Source organism: Longimonas sp., assembly GCF_046498435.1.
Taxonomy (GTDB): domain Bacteria; phylum Bacteroidota; class Rhodothermia; order Rhodothermales; family Salinibacteraceae; genus Longimonas.
In genome coordinates this window covers 1-4,331 of record NZ_JAWOAR010000110.1, presented here as the reverse complement: position 1 = coordinate 4,331, position 4,331 = coordinate 1, and the positions used below count along the sequence as shown (strand labels likewise).

Genomic DNA, 4,331 nt, shown 5'->3' with positions numbered 1-4,331 from the left:
ACCAACATCACCAAGACCAACAAGGCCCGTGACTCCATCTTCGGCCTGTGGACCACCTTCTGCCAATCCCTTGGCGTCCGTCCTAGCCTCAGCGACATCCGCGACCACGAAGCCAAGGTCTCCTACCTCCTTGTCTTTGGACTCCGCATATATTGAGGGTAAGCGCCGAATCTTAGTACACGCGTACCGCTGCATCCGCCCTTCCGTTCCTACAAGTCGGTGCAATGCCAGGCACTGACGACCGCCCAGTGGGTACACAGTGAAGCGGACGGGCACTCATGCCTTCCGCTGTGAACTTGATAACAGAAGCGCTTCCACCTCGCTGTTCTGCATTGCGATTTTCGGCGTTACTTCCTACCTTAGGGGGCGTGTGGTCGTCGTTACAGCACATACGCACGGCCACACGTTTCCCTTCTCCACCCTGTTCGACACACCCCACACCCATATGCTATCCAAACAGATACGCCAGGCGCTGCTCATTGCGGTCGGCGTTTTGGGCCTCTTGGCGGCCGATACCGCCCAGGCCCAGGACGATCCGCACGTGTTTCGCGGCGCTACCATCTATCCGATGAGCGGCGACGTGATCGACAACGGCGCGCTCGTTATTCAGAACGGTGAAATCCTCGATGTAGGCTCCGTAGACGCGGTCGACGTGCCCCGTGGCGCGGTCGAGATCGACGCCTCGGACCAGGTTATCATGCCCGGGCTTATCGATACCCACTCGCACATCGGCGGCGTGTCTGGAGGCGATGGCTCCTCGCCGCTGCATCCCGGCGTGCGTACCATCGACGGCATCAACGTGCGCAACTCCGGCATGATGCGCGCCCGTGCCGGCGGCATCACCACCGTAAACGTACTGTCGGGTTCAGGTCACCTCATGAGCGGGCAGACCACGCACCTGAAGCTGCGCGAAGGGACAACCATCGACGACCTGTTGCTCTGCTATGAAGACTCAGATGTGTGCGGCGGCATGAAAATGGCCAATGGCACCAACCCGCAACGCGATAGCGGGTCGTTCCCGGGCACACGCGCAAAATCTGCCGCTGAAGCCCGTGCGCTTTTCACACAGGCTGAAGCCTACCGCGAGCGGCTCGAAGCGGGCGAATCGCCGGACCGCGACCTGGGCATGGAAGGGCTTGTGGAGGTGCTCAACGGCGAACGCATTGTGCACTTTCATACGCATCGCCACGACGACATCATGACGGCGATCCGCCTAAGCGAAGAGTTTGGGTTTGAGCTGGTGCTGCATCACGTGAGCGAGGGCTGGCGCGTGGCCGACGAGATTGCCGAGGCTGGCGTACCTACCTCTATCATCACGCTCGACTCGCCCGGCGGCAAGCACGAAGCTGCCAAACTCTACTTCAAAAACGGACGCGTGCTCGACGAGGCGGGCGTCAACGTGTCGTATCATACCGACGACCCGATTACCGACTCGCGCGTCTTCCTGCGCTCGCCCGCCATGGGCGTTCGCGCCGGCATGGACCGCACCGCCGCGCTTGAATCCGTCACGATTGAGGGCGCACGTCAGCTCGGGCTTGAAGATCGCATCGGCTCGCTCGAAGCCGGTAAAGACGCGGACTTCATTCTGCTCTCCGGCGATCCGCTCAGCACCTACACCCGCATCAACGAGACGTGGGTCGAGGGCGCGCGCGTGTTCGACCGAAGCAACCCCGATGACAACGCCTACTTTACAGGCGGCTACCGCATTTTCGATGGCACTATGCACCATGTCCACGACATCAATGAATAACCCCACCCGCAACACCCGATCCGCTTTTTTTGCTCTGTGGATGCGTGGAGCCGCGCTCCTGGTCGTTGGCGTAGCAGCCTGGATGCTAATGGCTGCCCCGCTACACGCACAAGTCGCCCTGCGCGCCGACACCGTGCACACCATGACGGGCGATCCCATCATCAACGGCGTGGTGCTCATCGAAGGATCCACCATCGCTGACGTGGGCCCCGCCGATGCCGTTGACATTCCCGACGGTGCCACCGTCTACGAAGGCACCGTGGCTACGCCCGGACTCGTAGACCCGCGCGGCACCGTAGGCCTAAGCGGCATCTACAACGTAGACTCCGACCAGGACCAGCTCGACACCACAGCGCCCATGCAGCCCGATCTGCGCGCGATTGATGCGTACAATCCGCAAGAAGAGCTGGTCGCGTTCTTGCGCGATCAGGGCATCACCACCGTGCATACCGGGCACGGCCCCGGCGCGCTCATTAGCGGGCAGACCGCTACCTTCAAAACCACCGGCGAAACCGTGGACGACGCGGCCCTGAGCGACATCAGCGCGCTCTCCATGACGATGGGTTCAGCCGCCACCGAGCAGTTTAGCTCGCCTGGTACACGCGCTAAAGGAGCCTCGATGCTCCGCGACATGTTCTTGCAGGCCGAACGCTACCGCGACGCTGACGACGACCGCGACCGCGACCTGGCGATGGAGGTGCTCGTGCAGGTGCTCGATGGCGAAATCCCGGCGTTCATCCAGGTGCACCGGAGCCACGACATCCTTACCGCGCTGCGCCTGGCCGATGAGTTCGGCTTCGACCTCGTGCTCGAAGGCGCTTCCGAAGCGTACCTCGTAACCGATGAGATTGCCGAAGCAGGCGTGCCTGTGGTGCTCCACCCGCCCAAAATCCGTCCGTTTGGTGCCGCTGAAAACGCCCAGCTGACTACCGCTGGCGAGCTGCACGCGGCGGGCATCCCCGTAGCCATTCAGAGTGGATACGAAGCCTACGTGCCTAAAACACGCGTGGTGCTCTTCGAAGCCGGCATTGCTGCCGCCAACGGACTGCCGCACGAGGCCGCACTGGCCAGCATCACGCGCACCGCGGCCGAAATCATCGGCCAGAGCGACGTGATTGGCACTCTCGAACCGGGCAAGCACGGCGACGTGGCGCTCTACAACGGCAACCCGTTCGAGTATGTCACCAACGCGTGCACGGTCGTCATTGAGGGCGAAGTCGTCAAAGAAGACGGCTGCCCCTAACAACGGCACGCCACGTCTACGAAACCTGTACCCTGCGGGGCGTGCCGGATAGGCGCGTCCCGTATGTAGTTGCATCCATCTGTCCATCATGGAATCCCTCACGCATCCTCCAACCTGCTTATGTTTCGCGCACTGCTGCTCCACAACACCGATGGCGACGTCACGCCCCGCCTCGACACAATTACGAGGGATGACCTGCCGCCGGGCGATACCCACGTGCGGGTGCTCTACTCCAGCATCAACTACAAAGACGCGCTGGCCGTGACCAACCGCGCTCCCATCATTCGCGGCGACCTTCCAATTGCGCCCGGCATCGACCTGGTGGGCGAGGTTGTTTCCAGCGAAAGCGATGCGTGGGACACGGGCGACCGCGTGATTGGCACCGGCTGGGGGCTGGGCGAAGACGTGTGGGGCGGCTACACCGAAGAGGTGCGCGTGCGTGCCGATCAGCTGGTGGCGCTGCCCGAGGGCCTGTCGCCACACCAGGCCATGACCATTGGCACCGCCGGGTTTACCGCCATGCTCTCCGTGATGGCGCTCGAAGACCACGGCCTCGCGCCCGACAGCGGCGAGGTCGTCGTAACTGGGGCGTCGGGGGGAGCGGGAAGCATGGCTGTGGCGCTCCTGGCACAGGCCGGATACACCGCCGTGGCATCAACCGGGAGCGAAAATGCCCATGCCTACCTGAATACGCTTGGCGCCGAACGCATTGTGCATCGCGACGCGTTCAGCGACGGACCGAAGCGCCCCATGGAGTCGGGCCAGTGGGCCGGGGCCATTGACGCGGTCGGCGGCGATACGCTGGCCACCCTCATTGCGCAGCTAAAGCGTCATGCAAGTGTCGCCTCGTTCGGCAATGCAGCCGGACACGAACTGCATACTACGGTGCTGCCCTTCATTTTGCGCGGCGTGAACCTGCTGGGCATCGACTCGAACACGTGCCCCAACGATCGCCGCCGCACCGCCTGGGCCCGCCTCGATGCACTCCTGACCGACGACCTGCTGGAGCGGATGACGTATCAGGTGATCAATCTGGAAGATGTGCCCGATGCAGCTCAAGACGTGCTCAGCGGCGACTCGCGCGGGCGTATCGTGGTTGAAGTGCAGGGATAGCAGTCCACGCCCTGTTTTTGTCCGCTGCGCCCATTGCACTACGCACGTAGAAATGGGGAAGGATACCAACTCCGCATGCTCCGTTGAGGGGTGGAAGTGTGGAGGGATGGAAGGGTGGAGGGGTGGATGAAAAAACGTCCCCCCATCCATTCATCCCCACACGAGGCCGAAGGCCGGCTTCTAAAGTAGATCCGGTGCACTGCGGAAAGGCGATACCGCAACCGG

Annotated in this window: 3 protein-coding genes; all 3 read left to right on the top strand. The window is 62.7% G+C overall.

Translation table 11 applies throughout. The features are described 5' to 3' along the window. Window positions 1–445 precede the first annotated feature (445 nt). A complete protein-coding gene (locus R6U20_RS04430) occupies window positions 446–1,750 on the top strand; it encodes an amidohydrolase family protein (protein ID WP_410336660.1) in 1,305 nt (434 codons plus the stop codon). After that, window positions 1,728–2,993 (top strand): amidohydrolase family protein, encoded by a 1,266-nt coding sequence (locus R6U20_RS04425; RefSeq protein ID WP_410336659.1) that lies wholly within the window; start codon window positions 1,728–1,730, stop codon window positions 2,991–2,993. The genes R6U20_RS04430 and R6U20_RS04425 overlap by 23 nt, the downstream gene beginning before the upstream one ends. A gap of 120 nt (window positions 2,994–3,113) precedes the next feature. Next, the gene (locus tag R6U20_RS04420; protein WP_410336658.1) at window positions 3,114–4,106 is read left to right on the top strand and encodes an MDR family oxidoreductase; all 993 of its coding nucleotides are present in this window, start codon (window positions 3,114–3,116) and stop codon (window positions 4,104–4,106) included. The last annotated feature ends 225 nt before the right edge of the window (window positions 4,107–4,331 follow it).